This is a genomic window from Providencia rustigianii DSM 4541, assembly GCF_000156395.1.
GTDB classification, from domain to species: domain Bacteria; phylum Pseudomonadota; class Gammaproteobacteria; order Enterobacterales; family Enterobacteriaceae; genus Providencia; species Providencia rustigianii.
Genome location: NZ_GG703820.1, coordinates 131,720 through 152,991, shown reverse-complemented (window position 1 = coordinate 152,991; position 21,272 = coordinate 131,720). Strand labels below are relative to the sequence as shown.

Here is a 21,272-nt window from a genome sequence, read left to right as displayed (position 1 = left end):
TGTTGCGATTGGGAACCGTCATATGGAGAAATGTAGTTCTGTGAAAAATATATCGTGATTTTTAAATTTTAAGAAGGTGCTTCGCTCACAGAGAAAAAATTAGCTATAAAAGGTGTGATGTAGTTACAAAATAAGTAGTCCTTATTTGAAGTATGGCAGCATAGTTCTTAAAATAGGAATAAGTCATCTAGGATTGATTAGGAATAATTCCTAGGTAAATGTTATTATAATAAAGATAATTCTTAAAATAACATCAATAATTAGATTTAGGTTATATCCAATAAGATAACTGATGAAATATAGGTTCAATTATGAGCAGAGTTAAATATTAAAAACATCAAATCAATAAAAAGATCTATTTAAATATTTAAAGCTAAATATATACTCGTACCGCGAGTATATTGAGGTAATTAATTATAAAATCGGATTTAGATACATCAATTCAATTGTTACTTATTATTAACAATAGTTGTTATCCATAAAGTGAGTAAGGATTTCCGATGGATTAATAATCTAACAATATATATATTTATAGTATTTTATGTTTATTTTATGTTTTTTTATGGTTTTTATACATATACACCATATGGGTTAGAAAAATATTCATTTTCTTAACATGTTTATTTTTTCTTTAAAAACAATCGGTTGAATTTTAATTGATAGAATAACGACTAAAATTGATAGCAATTCTAGCCATTGGTATTTTTAGAGGCGTAAAATTGACGCATATCAAGTTTGAAAGATATAATGATGAAGTTTTCACCATGTAATAAATAATTTTTATCTACACTGAGTGGATAGAATTAAGGCATAAAATAATAATAAACTTTCTATTTTTACGCTGAATTTTCATTGAAATTCGGCTTTAGTTTTATTCGTTTTTATTTCAATATTATTCCCCGAAATACATAGTTGGGGAAGTGTAATCTACATAATTTAAACACCATTAGCATTGATAGGAATATTATGAAAAAGATATATGGCGTTGTAATGCTATTATGCATTGCAGCATTGACTGGCTGTATGCGTAATACAGGGCTGCATGGTTATAATAACGAATCTTGGAAGAATAAGAACATTCTTAAAGAGAGTAATGAGATAGATAATAATAAGTCTCAAATCTCTTTCTATAGAGTAGATAATCAAGTTGAAGGTAAAACAATTAATATATTTGTGAATAAACAGTACCTAACTTCTTTAGAACCCAATGCATCTAAACAAATTAAAGTGTGCTCAGGAAATAACAATTTAACTGCACATAAAACTGATGTTACAGAACGTTATAATACGAAATTAAATGAAGAAGATAATAACATACTCGAAGCTGGAAAATCTTACTCATACTTAGTGACTGAAACCGATGGTAAGGTATCGCTAAAGCTAATGACAGAAAAAGAAGTTAATGATTTTAAAGGGAAAGTAAGTACGCAGGTTCACACGCTTCCTCGTGTAAATGTGTCCACAGAGTGCCAATAAAAAAACACCCTTAAACTAAATTTAATTCAATAAATAATTGTCTTATATGAGGCAATGGATAACTATGTCTACTAAAAAAATATCAATTAAAGTTAATAATAGTAAAGAAACTATTGAGCAATATTCTGTTACCGGTGGGGAAAACGGTGCGGGTAAATTAAAGCAGCCATTGCATATTAATGCACAAAAAGATGTAAACTATTTATTAGTTGATGAAGAAACTCAGTTTGCACCAGAAAACATTGCAGTCAAACGTGTTGATAAAAACCTCGTTATCGCTTTTGAAGGCGGTGATGTAGAGAATCCAGACTTAATTATTGAAAACTACTTCGCAGATAACGGTGCTATTGGTTATCAAGATGGAAGTTCTAACCTCATTATTGGCCAGTATGAAAATGGTCAATATTTCCCTTATGTTCCTGAAAGTGCTGTAAAAGCAGATGCAATTAGCCAGTTAGCGGATGGCCAAGCGGCTGGGCAAGCGATCGGCGGTGATGCATTACCTCCAATTTGGGCATTTAATCCATGGTGGCTGGCAGCACTGGTTCCTCTTATTGGTATTCCTGCTGTCGCTATTAGCGGCGGAGGCGGAGGCGGTGGTCATTCCAAAGTTGTTGACCATGCGCCTATTGCTGGTGATGATTCCGCACATGCAAAACATAATACCCCAGTAGCTATCCATGTTACGGCTAATGACAGTGATGTTGATGGCGACTTAAACCCGAATTCTATCCGTATTGTCAAAGAGGGTTCTAAAGGAACTGTGGCTATCGGTAAAGATGGGAAGATCATTTATACGCCTAATAAAGGCGAATACGGTGTTGATACCGTTACTTACGTAGTAAAAGATAAAGCGGGTCACGAATCTAACGTAGCAACGATTACTATCAACATTGATGCGGCGCCAGAAGCAAAAGATGATACTGCAGCAACCAAAGAATCTAAGCCTGTCACCATTGATATGGAAAACAACTACTCCGATAAAGACGGCGATGTTGACCATAGCTCTTTAGAGATTAGAACCAATGGTGGCAAAGGTTTTGCGAGGTTTGTTAATGGCAAGTTAGTGTACCAGCCGAATAAAGGTGAAGTGGGTACAGACACCATCACTTATACCGTGACAGATAAAAATGGAAACGTCTCTGAAGATGCGACTATCACTATCAACATCGATGCTCCGCCAGTGGCAAACGACGACTCAGCCAAAGCCAACAAAGCAACGCCAGTTGAATTAGATGTTTTAGTCAATGATACCGATCTCGATGGCGATATTGACCCAACGACATTAGAAGTGGTGGGTGAGCCAACCAAAGGCACTGTAAAAGTGGTTGATGGCAAGCTGGTGTACACCGCGAACCCAGAAGCAACAGGCCAAGATACCATTACGTATTTGGTTAAAGATAAAAATGGCAACGTGTCCAACAAAGCGACGGTGACCATTGATATCACTGAGCCGCCAGTAGCGAATAAAGATGAAGCGGAAACTCGCCACAGTACGCCGGTTGAAATCGATATCACAGCCAACGACACCGATCGTGATGGTGATTTAGATAAAAGCAGCGTAGTGATCACCCATCCGGGCACCAAAGGCACAGTGACTATTGGTGAAAATGGCAAGCTGACTTACACCCCAAATCCGGGTGAGCACGGCACTGATACCATCACGTATCAAATCAAAGATAAAGCGGGCAACATCTCTAACGAAGCGACGATCACGGTTAAAATCGATGCCGCGCCAGTAGCGACGAATGATAAAACGGATACACGCCACAATACCCCAGTAGAAATTGATATTACGGCGAACGATACCGACACAGACGGCGATCTGGATAAAAACAGTGTGCTGATCACCCAGCCGGGAAGTAAAGGCACAGTGACCATCGGTGAAGATGGCAAGTTGACGTATACCCCAAATAAAGGTGAGCACGGCACGGATACCATCACGTATCAAATCAAAGATAAAAATGGCAACGTGTCAAACACTGCGACCGTGACGGTGGTGATTGATGCACCGCCAGTGGCAAACAAAGATAGCGCGGCAATCAAAGAAGGTGAAACGGTCACGCTGGATGTGTTGGCGAACGACACCGACTTGGATGGCAAAGACGATATCGACCCGAGCACACTGACGATCATCACTAATGGTGGCAAAGGCACGGCAGAGTTTGTTAACGGCAAGTTGGTGTACACCGCGAAGCCGGGCGAAGTGGGCACGGACACCATCACGTACACCGTGAAAGACAAAAACGGCAATGTGTCCAATGAAACCACCGTGACCATTGTTATTGACGCGGCGCCGGTAGCAAACAAAGATAGCGCGGCGATCAAAGAAGGTGAAACGGTTACGCTGGATGTGTTGGCGAACGACACCGACTTGGATGGCAAAGACGATATCGACCCGAGCACACTGACGATCATCACTAATGGTGGCAAAGGCACGGCAGAGTTTGTTAACGGCAAGCTGGTGTACACCGCGAAGCCGGGCGAAGTGGGCACGGACACCATCACGTACACCGTGAAAGACAAAAACGGCAATGTGTCCAATGAAACCACCGTGACCATTGTTATCGACGCGGCGCCAATCGCAAACAAAGACTCAGCCAAAGCTAACAAAGCGATACCTGTCGAGATCGATGTTTTAAAGAATGATACCGATCTCGATGGCGATATTGACCCAACGACATTAGAAGTGGTGGGTGAGCCAACCAAAGGTACCGTGAAAGTTGTCGATGGTCAGCTGGTGTACACCGCAAATCCGGATGCAACAGGTCAAGACATCATTACGTATCTGGTTAAAGATAAAAATGGCAACGTGTCCAACAAAGCGACGGTGACCATCGCAATCAATGAACCACCGGTTGCTGGTGATGATCATGGTCAAACTAAGCAAGGTGTTCCAACAGTTATTGATGTGTTGAACAATGACAAAGACCCAGATGGGGAGCTGGATAAATCAACCCTGCATATCGAAAAAAATGGTAGCAAAGGTACCGCGACATTTGATGCAGATGGCAAACTGATTTACACGCCAAAACCAGGTGCAATAGGGCAAGACACGATTACTTATACCGTGAAAGATAATGACGGTAAGGTTTCAAACATAGCAACTGTGACGATTGATATCGCACCAACGCAGACAACTCCAACAGAAGTCTTTGAAAAAGGTCTCAGAACTGATGGTACTGCTGGCTCATCGGCTATCGTTGCGGATGGTGTTGTCATTCTCGCCAACCCTGATGATAAGCCAGTTGCGGAGCAAGACATTCAAATTACGAAACCAACAACGGAGTTAACATCCGGTGGTAAACCTATCACTTGGGAAAGTACCGACAATGGTTTCGTTGGTAAAGACGCGGGCGGTAAAGACGTTATTACGCTGACAACCAATAGCTCTACTGAAAATGGTCAGACAAAAGTCGGCTATGAAGTGACTCTGAAAGGTTTGGTTGACCATCCAGTAGGCAAAGAATCACTGAATATTGAATTTGGTGTGAAAAATGGCAACGATGAAGTGAAAACTGAAATCGTGGTCCATGATGATAAGCCAGAAGCTGCGAATGTTGAGTTGTCGGTAGAGCCGCCATCGGAGAATACATTCTACGCTAACCTGATAATTTCATTAGATCTATCCAGTAGTATGGGTAAGGATGACAGTGGTATTCAAAATAGCAATTCATCAGGAATGAAAACACGATATGACGCTGCGTTAGACTCAATTGATAGCCTGTTAAACAGTTATGAAGAACGTTTAAATAGTGCTGATGCGGGAGAAGTTCGCGTTAGTATCAATGGTTTTGCTAAAAAAGCATCAGCGATTGGCGCTGAAGTTGGCTATCCGATGGATCAGCCTTATTGGTGCACCATTGCTGAAGCAAGAAAAATTGTTGAGGGATTACGTGGTTATGAAGCGCTACGCCCAGACTGGGGTGTTATCGGTGTAGATACTAACTATGATGCGGCATTGCAGCAGGTGATTAGTATTTTCCAAAAAACATCCAGTAGTGGCATGGAACCTATTGATGCTAAAAATATTGATGGGAAGTTAGATAACACATTATTTGTGATTACTGATGGTATCCCGAACTTTGGTAACCAAGACTATACCCAGCAAAAAGGGGCAGGTGCAGGTATAGATCCAACATCCCCTGAAGGTTATGTTCCTGGTAGTCCTACCTCGGATATTGGTGAAGATAATTGGAAGTCCTTCTTAACGGAAAAGGGTATTCGTTCAGTAGCGATTGGTATTGGTCAAGATATGCTCAAAAGTTCCAATGGTAAAACAGGGGAAGAGTTTATTAAGCCAATCGCTTTTGATGGTCAAAAAGGTGAAAACAACGACGCTAACGACGTTATCGTCCTGAAAGATATGAGCTCTTTAGGCAATATCTTGAGCAAATATGTTCCTAACGAAAACACCATTGAAAGTAACTTCGCAGAAGGTAGCGACGGTAAAACAACCTTGAGCTTTGGTGCTGATGGTAAGTCGTCAATTAGCATTGATGTTGATGGTGTGACTTACACCTATGACGCCAACAAGGGCACAATTACTTCTAATGGTACAGATAAGAGTAAATGGGCTGATTTCGGTGAGGGTGAGGTCGCAATTAAAACTGATGCCGGTGGGTTGCTATCCATTTCTTTAGGTGACAAAAACTTCGGTCATTTAACTTATCGTCCGGGGGCGACTCGTCCTACTGGCATGACGGAAGAAAAATTCACGTTAACGCTGACAGACAAAGATGGCACGAGCTCTAAGCCAACCATCACTGTTGACATCAGCAAGCTCAAAGAGTCGGGTAATACTGGCTTAAATGACACTGACCTGACAGCGCTAAAACTGTTCTCGCCAGAAAGTGCCATGGAGCTGCATGGAGTAGACACCGATGTCAATGCAACATCCAGTCACTCAACAGGGTTCATGAATTCATCATTAGATGCATTACAAGAAACCCAACACGCTATGATTTAAAACCTTAAGAGAGGGTTACCAATTAGGTAGCCCTCCCTATTTCAATGTCGTCAACACCAGTTTCTCTTACTTTGTGTCCATTTTATGAAATTAATTATTAACAGCATTTTAGTGGCTTTAGTCGTTAAAATGTTATCGATCACTGCCATTGCAGATGTTGTTGAATTAAAAAATTTATTAAAAGATTCCTTAGATAATGCCCCTGAAGTCCAAGAGGCTTATGCCAATTATCAAGCAGCACAAAGCAATGTAAAAGCCGCAGAATCAGGGCACTATCCTGTTGTGAGTTTGATGGGAACCCAGCCACTGGCTCAGCAACATAAATATGAAAGTAACTCTATGGAGTCGGGATTCCATCTCGGCACTAAAGCCACCATGAATATCTATGCGTGGGGCGGGATTGAAGCGGGTGTCGACCGTGAACAATCCAAACAAAGTTACTATGAAAACCAATATTATCTTTCTCAGGAAGATATCAGCGTTCGTATTAGCCAACTCTATTTGTTGGTTTTACGTCATAAAGAAACTCTTGATGTGATTGATGAAAACCTGGTTCGTCACCATCAGGTTTTAAAGCAATTAACCACTATCGTTCAGCATGACCCAGGTCGCATGAGTGAATTAACTCAAGTTAAAGCGCGAACCTTAAAAGTTGAAATGAGCCGTGCAGAAACAGAACGAAACCTTTATTTAGCGCTAAGCCAATTGTCTATTTTGACTCAAAAAGAGTTAACTGTAGATCAGTTTGCCGACCCATTTAGAGAAACCACCAGCGGTGCGATTCTGGCAAAGTTTCAAGAAGATAACCTAGAAAATAATCCAAGTTATAAAGCTCAGGTCGCAGATGCTAATAGCCTTGATGCAGATGTTAAAGTTGCCAGCGCCATGAGAAAACCCGCATTGAATTTGGAAGTGAATGCAACGCCAGATAACAGCGAAGTTTTTTTACGTGTCTCGTGGAATATTTTTGATCAAGCCAGTTACTACAGCCAAGCACAAAAAGAATATGCGTTGTCAGCGGCGAATGAGCGAATTAAAAAAACGTTTCGTGAAATCAAAGAGATGAGTCAGTCTGCCGCCATTAATATGGCGCAGAGCGAAAAGCAAGGCAGTATCGCAAAAGAGTATATTGCAGAACAAAAAGTCGTGGTCAGTAACTATGAAAAACAGTTCACCATCAACCATCGTACATTGATCGACCTGCTAGACGCTTATAACGAGCTCGCCAATATACAAACCAGCGCGGTGATCCTGCAAAACGACTTCAGAGACGCAACACTCAATTATCTCAGCGTGCAGGCAAAAATGTCTGCGTGGATGAACCAAGAATTAGCATCTAAATAAAATTATGAATATTATTAATAATATATCTTTAGTCACCAAACGTTTGGGTTATACACTTTCACCTGAAATTTTATTATCACAAACCAAACGAACTGAGAGTAAATCTCTCGATTATGCCTCTTTAGTTAATGTGCTGGATTCCCATCAGTTTGATAATCAAATTATCGAAATCGACCTGCAAAAAATCCCAACCATTGCCGCCCCTTTTATGCTGTTACTGAATAACAATGAATCGGTGGTGATTAGCAAAATTGAAGAGAGTCAACAGGGCCGCCGTTTTGAAATTTTAACGGAAGAGGGTTTACGTCAAACTCTAAGCCTGCAAGAACTTATCGCAAACTATTCAGGTTATAGCTGGTTTATCAAGCGTAATATCAAATCAGAAACTCGTTCTGAGATTGATAAATATGAAAAAAGTGGTTTTTGGAAGATTATTTGGCGATATAAAAAATACTATTACCAAGTAATTATTGCCTCATTCGTCATCAACGTATTAGCGCTGATTAGCTCATTATATGTCATGAACGTCTATGACCGCGTGATCCCAAACCAAGCCTATGAAACCCTATGGGTGCTGTCAATCGGCGTGGTATTGGCGATCTGTTTTGAATTTTTAGCCAAAATGTTGCGCTCTTACCTGCTGGATATCGCAGGAAAAAAAGCGGATATCGTAATCAGTGCAATGCTATTTCACCGAGTGATGGGGATCCGTTTAGATAAGCGCCCAGCCTCATCCGGATCGTATGCAAATAATTTACGCGACTTCGAATCTATTCGTGAATTTATGACCAGTGCCAGCTTATTGGCTCTGGTCGACTTGCCCTTTATTTTATTATTCATTGGTGTGATCAGTGTGATTGGTGGTGCTCTAGCATTGGTTCCATTGACCATCATTCCGATTGTGGTGATCGCGGGGATCTTGATCCAAAAGCCACTAGCTCAAGGCATCAACGCATCCATGAAAGAAACTTCACAACGCCAAGGTTTAGCGGTGGAAGCAATTGAAGGCATTGAAACATTAAAACTGAACAATGCGGTTAACTGGGCGCAACAACGTTGGGAAATGTTAACGGAAAAAACCGCATTCTCATCAATTAAAGTGCGTAACTTAACCAACTTTATGGTGAATTTTAGTGCTGCAATGCAGCAATTAAATACGGTAGGTTTAGTGTTTGTCGGAACCTACTTGATCCATGCGGCTGATGTGAACTCACGTATCACCATGGGGGCATTGATTGCCAGTGTGATCTTATCCGGTCGTGCATTAGCACCACTGGGGCAGATAGCGGGCTTAGCGACGCGATTTCAATCTGCGCGCATGGCATTGGCTGGTGTCAGAAATATTTTTAGTCGCCCAATCGAACGTGAAGATCACAAGAAATATATTGCGCCAACTGCTGTGCAAGGGGCATTGAAATTGGCGAACGTCACTTATCAATATAATAAAGATAGTCAGCCAGCCCTGAACAACATTAATTTGACGATTCAGGCGGGGGAGAAAGTGGCGATCCTCGGTAAAATCGGTGGCGGTAAAAGTACCCTGTTGAAATTATTAACCGGACTGTATGAACAGCAGCAAGGAAATATCAGTTTAGATGATCTCGATATTCGTCAAATTGATCCGATTTTTCTGAGAAGCAAAGTTGCGCTGTTAACTCAAAAGCCACGTTTATTTTTCGGTACCTTGCGTGAAAACTTAGATTTAGCACGTCTCGATGGTTACTCCAGCGATGACGATTTAATTCAAGCATTAAAACGTTTTCATCTCGACAAGATTATTCGTCAGCATCCGGCGGGGTTGGATATGCCATTAGGGGAAGATGGCTTAGGATTGTCTGGTGGGCAAAAACAGATGGTTGCTCTTGCTCAGCTAACCTTACATCACCCAAAAGTTGTTTTACTGGATGAGCCAACGACAGGTATCGATATTGATACAGAGAAAGTGGTACTGAAAGCGCTGGAAGCGTGGACTCAAGATAAAACACTGATCGTGGTTACCCATAAGCTCCCAATTTTAAGCCTAGTCGACCGTATTATTGTTATGGATGAAGGTAAAATTTTATTAGATGGTCCAAAGCAAACGGTATTAAAAGCATTAGGGCAGACGGAAATCCCAAGAGAAACCATTGCGACGGATAAGCCTGTTGTTCAGTCAGCTCCGCAAGTTCGCGTGGTCTCTCAAGTTAGGCATGTTATTAAGAAAGAAGAGGAGGTTTAAGATGGATGACAACGGTAAAGTACCTAAACAGCAGAAAACCTTCTCAAGCGATTTTTCTCATGATCTCGCTTCAGTGATGAAAAAAGAGCGTAGTAATTTATTGTTTCTGCCCATTATTTTTCTCGCTTTATTACTGACTATTTTTATTGTTTGGGCTTACAACAGCAATTTAGAAGAAATCATTCGTGGGCAAGGGACGATTATCCCAAGCAGTCGCGAACAGGTCATTCAAAGCATTGATCCGGGCAATATCCAAGAGATGTATGTTAAAGAAGGGGATATTGTCGATAAAGGCCAGATTTTACTGAAACTGGATGATGCAAGAAGCATGGCGATACTACGAGAAAGCCAAGCTAGAGTACAAAATTTAGACGCTATTTCAGCGCGTTTACATGGGGAATCTCATAATGAAGCGCCGGATTTTTCTAAAATTGCCGATCAAGAGCTGGTTGAGCGTGAAACCAATGCGTATAACGCGAAGAAAACCCAGCGTGACCAAGCCATTTCAGGATTGCGTCAGAGCAAAGCACTACTGGATAGAGAAATTAGTATTACTAAGCCGTTAGCAAAAGAAGGATTGGTTTCAAACGTAGAAATTTTGCGAATGGAAAGACAGTCTGTAGAGTTATCGACTCAGATAAATGAGCGCATGAATAGCTACCTTGCAGAAGCGAATGCGGAGCTAGTGAAAGTTGAATCGGAGCTGGATCAAGCGGAAGAAAACATGCTGATGCGTGAAGACCCAGTGACGCGTTCTGAAATTCGAGCTCCAGTACATGGTATTGTCAAAAATATCAAAATCAACACACTAGGCGGTGTTGTGAATACGGGACAGGACATTCTGGAGATCATTCCTCTGGATGATAAGTTAATGGTTGAAGCCTATATTCGTCCTCAAGATGTGGCTTTTTTAAGACCAGGAATGCCGGTAGTGGTGAAAGTAACCGCTTACGATTATGCGATTTATGGCGGCTTAAACGGGGTAGTGAAACTGATCAGCCCAGATACGTTGAGCAATGATACTCGTCGTAGCGAATTGAAGTTAAATCCGGATGAAACTTTCTACCGAATTATTGTGGAAACGGATACCAATTATCTGTTAGATAAAAATAACCACAAGATGGAAATTATTCCCGGAATGGTGGCTTCAGTGGATATTAAAACGGGTGAAAAAAGTGTGTTTGATTACTTGATTAAACCGATCACTCGAATGAAGCAGGCGATGACTGAACGTTAATCGCAGTTTGCAAACAAAGGCGCTCATGGTAGCGCCTTTTTATTTGGCTCAAGGTTTTACATCAAAAAATTTGCCAAATATCACTAATGTTGCGGCTAATTAATTAAGAAACATAAATCACCTTGATCCTAAGTGGTGAAGTCAGGTTTAATAAGGTTAGATAATTGCGCAAAACAGATTAGTTACAGGGAAAATTTGCGCAATTGAATGGATTCAGCTTGACGATAGCTAAAAAAATCCTCAGTCTGCTGTCATGATTGTTTCAAATAATTGCTGTATGGATGAATTTGCGCTAGTTTCGTAGGGTCTTTCGCTCAACATCGAATAGCGGAGACTTACCTTATGAAAAGCAATAATCCGTATTGCGTTGTGAAAATTGGTTTAAGTACGTTCTTATCCTACTTGGAGTATACTAATGACGACTCGTAAAACCCTTGCTAATGCTATCCGTTTCCTCAGCATGGATGCGGTTCAAAAAGCAAAATCAGGGCATCCTGGCGCACCAATGGGCATGGCAGATATTGCTGAAGTTCTTTGGCGCAACCATATGAATCATAACCCAGCAAACCCACATTGGGCGAACCGTGACCGCTTCGTACTGTCCAATGGTCATGGCTCAATGTTGATTTATAGCCTGCTGCATCTGACGGGTTATGACTTATCGATTGATGAGCTAAAAAACTTCCGTCAATTACATTCTAAAACCCCAGGTCACCCAGAATATGGCTATACTCCAGGTGTTGAAACAACCACGGGTCCTTTAGGCCAAGGTATTGCAAACGCAGTGGGCTTTGCCATTGCTGAACGTACTTTAGCAGCACAATTCAACCGTCCAAGCCATGATATCGTCGATCACCACACATACGTGTTTATGGGTGATGGCTGTATGATGGAAGGTATCTCTCATGAAGTGTGTTCATTAGCAGGTACATTAAAATTAAATAAACTGGTCGCATTCTACGATGACAACGGCATCTCTATCGATGGTGAAGTTGAAGGCTGGTTTACTGATGATACAGCGGCACGTTTCGAAGCATACGGCTGGCATGTTATTCGTGATATTGATGGTCACGATGCTGACCAAATCAATGCTGCGGTTAACGAAGCGCACAAACAAACAGATAAGCCAACGCTGATCATGTGCAAAACAGTTATCGGCTTTGGTTCTCCAAACAAAGCGGGTACAGAAGCGGTTCACGGCGCACCTTTAGGTGATGCTGAAATCGCAGCAACCCGTGAAGCATTGGGCTGGAACTACGGTCCATTCGAAATCCCAGCTGAAATCTATCAAGCTTGGGATGCTCGCACTGCGGGTAAAGAGAAACAAAGTGCTTGGGACGTTAAATTTGCCGCTTATGCGAAAGCATATCCTGAATTAGCGAAAGAATTCGAACGCCGTATGGCGGGTGAATTACCTGCGAACTTTGAAGCAGAAGCGAAGCAATTCATTGAAAATCTGCAACAAAATCCAGCGAACATTGCTAGCCGTAAAGCGTCTCAAAATGCGTTAGAAGCGTTCGGTAAAGTTTTACCTGAATTTATGGGTGGTTCTGCGGACTTAGCGCCAAGTAACTTAACCATGTGGTCAGGCTCTAAACCTCTGAATGAAGATAAAGCGGGTAACTACATCCATTACGGTGTACGTGAATTCGGTATGTCTGCCATCATGAACGGTATCGCATTACACGGTGGTTTTATTCCTTACGGTGCGACTTTCTTAATGTTTGTCGAATACGCGCGTAATGCGGTTCGTATGGCTGCATTGATGAAAATCCGTAGCATTTTTGTTTACACTCACGACTCTATCGGTCTGGGTGAAGATGGTCCAACTCACCAACCAGTAGAACAACTTGCAAGCCTGCGTGTGACGCCAAACATGAGCACATGGCGTCCTTGCGACCAAGTTGAATCTGCGGTGGCGTGGAAATACGCGATCGAGCGTAAAGATGGCCCAAGTGCACTGATTTTCTCTCGTCAAAATCTGGAACAGCAACCTCGTACTGCACAGCAATTAGCAGATATCGAAAAAGGGGCTTACATCCTGAAAGATTGCGTGGGTACACCTGAGCTGATCTTTATTGCAACGGGTTCTGAAGTTGAATTAGCAGTGAAAGCTGCTGACCAATTAACGGCAGAAGGTCGTAAAGTTCGCGTAGTTTCTATGCCATCAACCGATGCATTTGACAAGCAAGATGCGGCATACCGTGAAGCGGTTCTGCCTTCAAGTGTGAGCGCGCGTGTTGCTATCGAAGCGGGTATTGCTGACTACTGGTATAAATATACTGGTCTGAACGGTGCCATCATTGGTATGCACTCATTCGGTGAGTCTGCTCCTGCGGATCTTCTGTTCAAAGAATTCGGTATCACTGTTGAAAATGCAGTTAATGCAGCAAGAGCGCTACTGAAATAATCATTTTTATTGACTCTATTGGTGCCGTGAAAATTTTCGGTACTGATAGAAGTAAAGCTGATTAACGTTATTTACGCCTCAATATCAAGTTTGGTATTGGGGCGTTGTTTTTTTGTGCAGTAGTATGGGTTTTTCTATTGCGTTCTGTAAATATATATTTTAATCTAAACCCAGATTAGCTGAACCGTTTCAGTCTCATTTGAAATAATGTAATTAAATTTTAAAAGTGTCGGTTGAAGCACACTTTTGATGTTTGACAGTTAAAATGAGCAGTAGAGTTGGTGGTAGTCAGTTATCCTTAGCAACCGTGTGATTTTGCTCAGATACAAGGTGTAGAATGGCGATCAGGGTAGCAATTAGTGGCTTCGGTCGAATTGGTCGAAGTGTCCTCAGAGCGTTATATGAATCAGGTCGTCGGGCAGAAATTGTCGTGGTGGCAATCAATGAGTTAGCCGAACCGGAAGGTATTGCTCACTTGCTGAAGTATGATTCAAGTCATGGGCGCTTTGCATGGGATGTTCGCCTCAATGGTGACCTGTTACAGGTAGGGGATGACAATATTCGTCTATTCCATCAATCTGATATCAGCGAGCTACCTTGGAAAGAGTTAGGCGTGGATGTGGTGTTAGACTGCACTGGAGTTTATGGCTCTCGTGCCGATGGTTTAAAACATCAGGCGGCGGGCGCAAAAAAAGTGCTGTTTGCCCATCCAGGAACTGACGATCTCGATGCCACTGTTGTGTATGGTGTTAACCATATGGATTTACAATCAACAGATAGCATCGTCTCCAACGCATCTTGCACCACTAACTGTATTATCCCAATTATTAAGCTATTGGATGATGCATTTGGTATTGAGTCGGGCACTGTCACCACCATTCATGCATCCATGAATGATCAACCCGTTATCGATGCCTACCATAAAGACCTACGAAGAACTCGTGCAGCAAGTCAGTCAATTATTCCGGTAGATACCAAGTTGGCTGCAGGAATTACCCGAATTTTTCCTAAGTTTCAGGGAAGCTTTGAAGCGATTTCTGTTCGTGTTCCAACCACTAACGTGACCGCAATTGATTTAAGCGTTACTGTAGATGCCGATGTCTGTGTTGATAAAGTCAACAAGCTATTACAGAGCGCCGCGCATGGGCATTTTCGTGGTATAGTAGACTATACTGAACTACCGTTAGTCTCGATGGATTTTAACCATGATCCGCACAGTGCCATCATCGATGGAACTCAAACTCGAGTCAGCGGTAAGAACTTAATCAAAACCCTTGTTTGGTGTGATAACGAATGGGGGTTTGCTAACCGGATGCTAGATACAACACTAGCAATGGCAGCAACAGGTTTAAACTAATTGGCGATTGACAGACTGCTGGGCACAATAGGTAACAAAATTACTGAGTACCTCGCGCTGTCGCTAATGAAAACTTTATAGAGAATCAACAAGAGGATTCACCATGTCTGTAATTAAGATGACCGATTTGGACTTAGCGGGTAAACGCGTTTTCATTCGTTCGGACCTAAACGTTCCTGTTAAAGACGGTAAAGTTACTTCTGATGCACGTATCCGTGCTTCATTACCAACAATTGAGTTAGCACTAAAACAAGGTGCTAAAGTCATGGTTACTTCCCACCTTGGTCGTCCGACTGAAGGCGAGTATAACGAAGAGTTTTCTCTGCAACCTGTTGTTGACTATCTGGCAGAAAAATTAGACAACCCGGTTCGTTTAGTTAAAGACTACTTAAACGGTGTTGATATCGCTGAAGGCGAATTAGTGGTTCTGGAAAACGTTCGCTTCAATAAAGGCGAAAAGAAAGACGACGAAACACTGTCCAAACAATATGCTGCTCTGTGTGATGTCTATGTTATGGATGCATTCGGTACGGCTCACCGTGCTCAAGCATCAACTCACGGCGTCGCTAAATTCTCTCCAGTTGCTTGTGCAGGTCCACTGTTAAGCAATGAACTGGAAGCATTAGGTAAAGCTCTAGGCAATCCAGCTCGTCCAATGGTCGCTATTGTTGGTGGTTCTAAAGTGTCCACTAAACTGACCGTATTGGATTCCCTGTCTAAAATTGCTGACCAACTGATTGTCGGTGGTGGTATCGCAAATACCTTCATCGCAGCAGAAGGGAACAATGTCGGTCGTTCACTGTACGAAGCGGACCTGATCCCTGAAGCGAAAAAATTACTGGCTCATTGCCAGATCCCAGTACCAACAGACGTTCGTGTTGCCACTGAGTTCTCAGAAACCGCTGAAGCGACTTTGAAAGCTAGCAACACTATCAAAGATGATGAGCAAATTCTTGACTTAGGTGATGAATCTGCAGAACGTCTGGCAGAAATTCTGAAAAATGCAAAAACCATTCTTTGGAACGGTCCTGTGGGCGTATTTGAATTCCCTAACTTCCGTAAGGGAACTGAAATCGTTGCTCGTGCTATCGCAGAGAGTGACGCTTTCTCAATCGCTGGTGGTGGTGACACCCTAGCGGCGATCGATTTATTCGGTATCGCTGATAAGATTTCCTACATTTCTACCGGTGGTGGTGCTTTCCTTGAATTCGTTGAAGGTAAAAAGCTCCCAGCTGTTGTGATGCTAGAAGAACGTGCTAAAGCGTAATTAATTTGTTCATACATAACAGGCAGCCTACGCTGCCTGTTCACCACAGGACCTTTTCACATGTCTAAAATTTTTGATTTTGTTAAACCAGGTGTGCTTACTGGTGATGATGTACAGAAAGTTTTCGCGGTTGCCAAAGAAAATAACTTTGCATTGCCAGCTGTGAACTGTGTTGGTACTGACTCAATTAACGCTGTGCTTGAAGCAGCAGCAAAAGTACGTGCTCCAGTGATTATTCAGTTCTCTAACGGTGGAGCTGCATTTATCGCAGGTAAAGGCCTGAAAGCGGAAGGACAACAAGCTGCGATTTTAGGTGCAATCTCCGGCGCTCATCACGTACACCAAATGGCAGAACATTATGGTGTTCCTGTTATCCTGCATACCGACCACTGTGCAAAAAAATTACTGCCATGGATTGACGGTCTGTTAGATGCGGGTGAAAAACACTACGCTAAAACAGGTAAGCCACTGTTCTCTTCTCACATGATTGACCTGTCAGAAGAATCATTGGAAGAAAACATTGCAATCTGTTCTAAATATTTAGCGCGCATGGCGAAAATCGACATGACGCTGGAAATTGAATTAGGTTGTACTGGTGGTGAAGAAGATGGCGTTGATAATACAGGTATGGATAGCTCTGAGCTGTACACTCAACCTGAAGATGTGGCATACGCGTATGAAAAACTGCACGCAGTAAGCCCGCGTTTCACTATCGCAGCCTCTTTTGGTAACGTACACGGTGTTTATAAACCAGGTAACGTACAATTAACGCCAAAAATTCTGCGTAATTCTCAAGACTATGTTTCTGAGAAATTCAATCTGCCACACAATAGCTTAGACTTCGTTTTCCACGGTGGTTCAGGTTCAAGCGCTGCTGAAATCAAAGAAGCGGTTAGCTACGGTGTCATCAAAATGAACATCGATACTGACACTCAGTGGGCAACTTGGGATGGTATTTTACAATACTACAAAGCGAAAGAAGGCTACCTGCAAGCTCAATTAGGTAACCCAGAAGGCGCTGATAAGCCTAACAAGAAATACTATGACCCACGTGTATGGCTGCGTAAATCACAAGAATCCATGGTTGTTCGTTTAGAGCAAGCATTCAAAGAACTGAACTGTGTAGACGTTCTGTAATTTACGAGTCTAACCGTTAGTCTCTTATCCCCCAGTAGGGTAACTTACTGGGGGATTTTTTATATTTTTCCCTATAAAAAAGCCCCTTTTGCAAGAGGCTTCATCAGCAACGTTCAGTTAAATTATGACGTCGGCTCTAGGATTTTATGTATCACTGGATGAAACTTGCGTTTGAAGTAGACTAAACCGTGCCCATCATCACTAACGACAATTTGCTTCATTTCAACCATATACACTGAATGGGTACCAATATCCTGAACTTGGGTAATTTCCCCTTCAAGATTGGCAAGGGCATTTCTTAACAGTGGTTGTTCTAAAATACCTTTATCCCAGACATCCCAACCAAAACGCTCATCCATCGTTGAACCTTTCATACCAGCAAAGTGGCAGGCAAGTTCTTCTTGATCATGATTGAGTACGTTAACGCACAGGCGGCCATTCTTTTGAAAAACCGCATTCATCGCACTGTTGCGGTTCACGCATACCATCAAAGTGGGTGGCGTATCGGTCACTGAACAAACCGCAGTCGCCGTAATTCCACAGCGACCTTCAGTACCATCTGTCGTGACGATGTTAACTGCGGCACCGAGACTTGCCATCGCATCTCTGAAACGTAGGCGATGTTCATTTTCTAAAGACATTTTGACCTCCTGCTGCCAATTATTTCAGCAGCGAATCTAACAGATTAATATCGTTGTTGTTGTGCAGGTGAGGACGCTTCCAACCGTGCTGGTCGTAGTCAGATAGGCAGCGATCAACCATATCTGTCATGGCTTTCATATTGCCGGAACCTTGAGCATGACGCAGACATTGCAGACGAATCTCGTCTTGGCTTCCTGCGTAGTTAATCTCATACAGTTCGTGGCGACCGCCAAATTCACTGCCGATAGCATCCCACATTAATTTTAAAATTTTAATACGTTCAACGTGATCCATCCCATTTGACCCGCGAACATATTTAGCCAGATATTTATCAATCTCTGGGTTATTCATATCACGAACGCTTGATGGCAGATAAATCAGACCGCTGGTCACGTTACTTTCAATGATATTCTTGATTTTGGTATAGGCCATTGGTGCCATAACACGATAAGTTTGGATTGCTTGTGTGTCTGGTAAGTATGCTCCACCTTCCCACGCTTTGGCTTCCGAACACATTGCATCGGTTAGTGACCAGAACAGATTGCGCCATGCAACCACTTCACCGAGATCCGCTTGAACACCACGGAAATCAATAACACCCGTACATTCAAGGCTCTTTTGTAACAGACCGGTGATGAAATCCAGTTTAACCGCTAAACGTACGCAAGCTTGTAATGGGAATAAGCGAGCAAAACCACCTTGTACTGCCCAGTTACGTGCTCGGTCGAAATCACGATAAATCAACACGTTTTCCCATGGAATTAAAACATGGTCCATAACCAGAATGGCATCATTCTCGTCAAAACGGCTAGATAAAGGATAATCAAATGGTGAGCCAGTTGCACCTGAAACTAATTCATAGGATGCGCGAGAAATTAATTTCACGCCATCAGCATCCATTGGGGCAACGAACATCAGTGCAAAATCAGGGTTATCACCCATCACTTGTGCAGAACCAAAACCGATAAAGTTATAGTGTGTCAGTGCTGAGTTCGTCGCGACCACTTTTGCGCCGCTGACGATAATACCTGCATCAGTTTCTTTTTCTAGTTTTATATAAACATCTTTAACTTCATCAGCTGGCTTATGGCGATCGATAGGTGGGTTAACAATAGCATGGTTAAAATACAATCCGCTTTCTTGGACGCGTTTGTACCAGTGACGTGCGTTATCTGCGAACTGCCCATAATATTCAGGATTAGCACCTAAACAGCTGGCGAATGCCGCCTTATAGTCTGGAGTGCGTCCCATCCATCCGTAGCTTTGACGTGACCAGTCTGCGATAGCATCACGCTGTTGGCGTAAGTCGTTGGCACTTTTTGCGAAACGGAAGAATTTATGTGTGTATCCACCGTTACCGGTATCTGTATCCCAGCAAAGTTGGTCATGAGTCGTTTTATCATGGAGCGCATCATATAACTGTCCTATGGAAGCTGCTGAATTACGAAAAGCGGGGTGAGTCGTGACATCTTTAACTCGCTCACCATAGATATAAATCTCACGACCATCTTGCAAACTTTTTAGATATTCTTGGCTATTAAATGGGCGCTTGGCATCGGAACGAAAATCTTCGGGTTTCATGTCTACCTCGTTTTATAACAAAGAGGGCTTGCGGGCTGTAGGTGTACAAAAGTTGCAAGCTGAATAATGTTAATATTATGTTTATTTTGTGTTTATCAATTGAATCGTTTTCTGTGGGGTTTTAAAAGAGATTTTTCAAAGGATCGCTGGTACTTTTCGTTGGTGGGCTGGTTTTGTGAAAGAAATGTGATCGTAACGATGTTTTGATATTAATAATATATTTATATTTTCATTTATTATCAATAAATACAATTAATTAAAATATATTACGATATTAATAATAATAATTTAAATCTGTTTTTATTGTTTTTTTTACTCAAAATCTTCACTTTTTGTTAAGCGCTAATAGTACAATTGTAACTTTAAAAATAAAAATGTAAGACATCAAAAATGTTTGCAATATGTAAAATATATTGAGAGTGACTTTAAATTTGTGGAATCGGTATTTAATGGAGGTTTTGTTCACGCCATTGGCTCGGTGATGTTCCCACTGAGCGATTAAAAAAGCGCGCAAAATAAGCCGGATCTTTAAATCCAAGTTGGTAGGCAATTTCAGAAACCGGACTATCACAAAATAGCAGCATGCGTTTTGCTTCACGTAAAATTCTATCGAAAATTAATTTTTTAGGCGGGCGGTTAGCAAATCGCCGGCACATATCTTTAAGTCTCGACTCCGTGATGCCAAGCTTATTTGCATATTCAGGCACAGAGAGATGTTCACGATAGTGCATATCGATCAGTTGGTTAAAGCGTTGGAATAACCGATGTTCCCCTCGAACCCCACTCACATGGTGCTCATCTAAAGGAATAGAACGCAGTAAAAAGGTAAATAGCCCCTGAGCTAGGGAGGATAAAACCTGATCTCGACCAATATCGTTATTTGCGGATTCTCGCGCCATTAAAGCCCAATAATGGTTAAACGTATCGATATCCTGTGGTTTATCTGCCACGGATAAACAAATTGCTGGAATATCGACCAGATCGGGATTGGCGGAGTATAGAGACTGCAAAAGTGGTGAAATCAAATCCTGACGTACTGTCAGAACGTGCCCATCGGTATCTTCTTGGGTGAAAAAAGCGTGAGCGACAGACGGGGGCGTTAAGATAAATAACGGCGCTTGAACCGAATAACGAGACTCATCTAACTGTAGAGTAATGTGCCCAGTAACCAAATAGTGCAGCTGGAAGAAGCCGTCATGACGGTGAGCCTGCATGTCGCGACCGAAGAAGGAGGCGAGTTTGCCGAAGGTTTGGTAGTGGACGTCGTCGTTACCCAAGGTTTCATCGTAGTCTTTCCCAATATCTATATTTGTAATGCCCGTCATATTTCGACCCATAGCGTTGTTGGCTGCTCTCCGCTACTCGAGTCACATACTTATGTATGCTCCCCGAGATATCGTCGCTTGCCGCCTAGCTATAAGCCGAACTATTTAGGGCAGTCCCAGAAAATTCGACTTATAGCATTATTGACTTAGTTTGAATTATTTTGGGGAATTACTCCCCTTTAGCCTACAGATTTATGAACATTGGGCAGCCCCTGAGAATTCAGCCTGTAGCATAGTTAGCTGCAACTCTAATTATTTTGAACAATATTTAGGGGGAGGCTTAAATAAATTCAATTTTTCCAATCTGTT

12 protein-coding genes are annotated in these 21,272 nt (G+C 42.1%); 9 read left to right on the top strand and 3 right to left on the bottom strand.

All coding sequences use genetic code 11. The features are described from left to right. Window positions 1-966: 966 nt before the first annotated feature. The 9 genes from PROVRUST_RS15055 (at window position 967) to fbaA (ending at window position 17,415) form a co-directional block, all read left to right on the top strand. Complete coding sequence (locus tag PROVRUST_RS15055; RefSeq protein WP_006815727.1) at window positions 967-1,476, top strand: hypothetical protein; 510 nt, start codon at window positions 967-969, stop codon at window positions 1,474-1,476. A gap of 64 nt (window positions 1,477-1,540) precedes the next feature. Beyond that, window positions 1,541-6,445 carry an Ig-like domain-containing protein gene (locus PROVRUST_RS20215; RefSeq protein ID WP_084789710.1) on the top strand — a complete coding sequence of 1,635 codons (4,905 nt, stop codon included), beginning with the start codon at window positions 1,541-1,543 and terminating at the stop codon, window positions 6,443-6,445. A gap of 84 nt (window positions 6,446-6,529) precedes the next feature. Next, the gene (locus PROVRUST_RS15035) at window positions 6,530-7,789 is read left to right on the top strand and encodes a TolC family protein (protein ID WP_006815725.1); all 1,260 of its coding nucleotides are present in this window, start codon (window positions 6,530-6,532) and stop codon (window positions 7,787-7,789) included. Window positions 7,790-7,793: 4 nt separating this feature from the next. Beyond that, window positions 7,794-10,007 carry a type I secretion system permease/ATPase gene (locus PROVRUST_RS15030; protein ID WP_006815724.1) on the top strand — a complete coding sequence of 738 codons (2,214 nt, stop codon included), beginning with the start codon at window positions 7,794-7,796 and terminating at the stop codon, window positions 10,005-10,007. A gap of 1 nt (window position 10,008) precedes the next feature. Further along, window positions 10,009-11,244: a beta-barrel domain-containing protein gene (locus tag PROVRUST_RS15025; protein WP_039855589.1), complete on the top strand. Its 1,236-nt coding sequence runs from the start codon at window positions 10,009-10,011 to the stop codon at window positions 11,242-11,244. Window positions 11,245-11,659: 415 nt separating this feature from the next. Further along, on the top strand, window positions 11,660-13,654 hold the full coding sequence (tkt, locus tag PROVRUST_RS15020) for a transketolase (RefSeq protein ID WP_006815722.1): 1,995 nt from the start codon (window positions 11,660-11,662) through the stop codon (window positions 13,652-13,654). A 337-nt stretch (window positions 13,655-13,991) separates the two neighbouring features. Continuing rightward, a complete protein-coding gene (gene epd, locus PROVRUST_RS15015; RefSeq protein WP_006815721.1) occupies window positions 13,992-15,011 on the top strand; it encodes an erythrose-4-phosphate dehydrogenase in 1,020 nt (339 codons plus the stop codon). A 103-nt stretch (window positions 15,012-15,114) separates the two neighbouring features. Beyond that, the gene (gene pgk / locus PROVRUST_RS15010) at window positions 15,115-16,278 is read left to right on the top strand and encodes a phosphoglycerate kinase (protein ID WP_006815720.1); all 1,164 of its coding nucleotides are present in this window, start codon (window positions 15,115-15,117) and stop codon (window positions 16,276-16,278) included. Window positions 16,279-16,338: 60 nt separating this feature from the next. Then, the gene (gene fbaA, locus PROVRUST_RS15005) at window positions 16,339-17,415 is read left to right on the top strand and encodes a class II fructose-bisphosphate aldolase (protein WP_006815719.1); all 1,077 of its coding nucleotides are present in this window, start codon (window positions 16,339-16,341) and stop codon (window positions 17,413-17,415) included. A 122-nt stretch (window positions 17,416-17,537) separates the two neighbouring features. On the opposite strand, the gene hpaC is transcribed toward fbaA, so the two are convergent. From hpaC to hpaA, 3 genes are all read right to left on the bottom strand, one after another. Next, window positions 17,538-18,056, bottom strand: coding sequence for a 4-hydroxyphenylacetate 3-monooxygenase, reductase component (gene hpaC, locus PROVRUST_RS15000; RefSeq protein ID WP_006815718.1), 519 nt, complete (start codon window positions 18,054-18,056; stop codon window positions 17,538-17,540). Between the two features lie 19 nt (window positions 18,057-18,075). Continuing rightward, window positions 18,076-19,638, bottom strand: a complete 1,563-nt coding sequence (gene hpaB, locus PROVRUST_RS14995; RefSeq protein ID WP_006815717.1) for a 4-hydroxyphenylacetate 3-monooxygenase, oxygenase component — start codon at window positions 19,636-19,638, stop codon at window positions 18,076-18,078. A gap of 446 nt (window positions 19,639-20,084) precedes the next feature. Further along, on the bottom strand, window positions 20,085-20,963 hold the full coding sequence (hpaA, locus tag PROVRUST_RS14990) for a 4-hydroxyphenylacetate catabolism regulatory protein HpaA (RefSeq protein WP_039855587.1): 879 nt from the start codon (window positions 20,961-20,963) through the stop codon (window positions 20,085-20,087). Window positions 20,964-21,272: the final 309 nt, after the last annotated feature.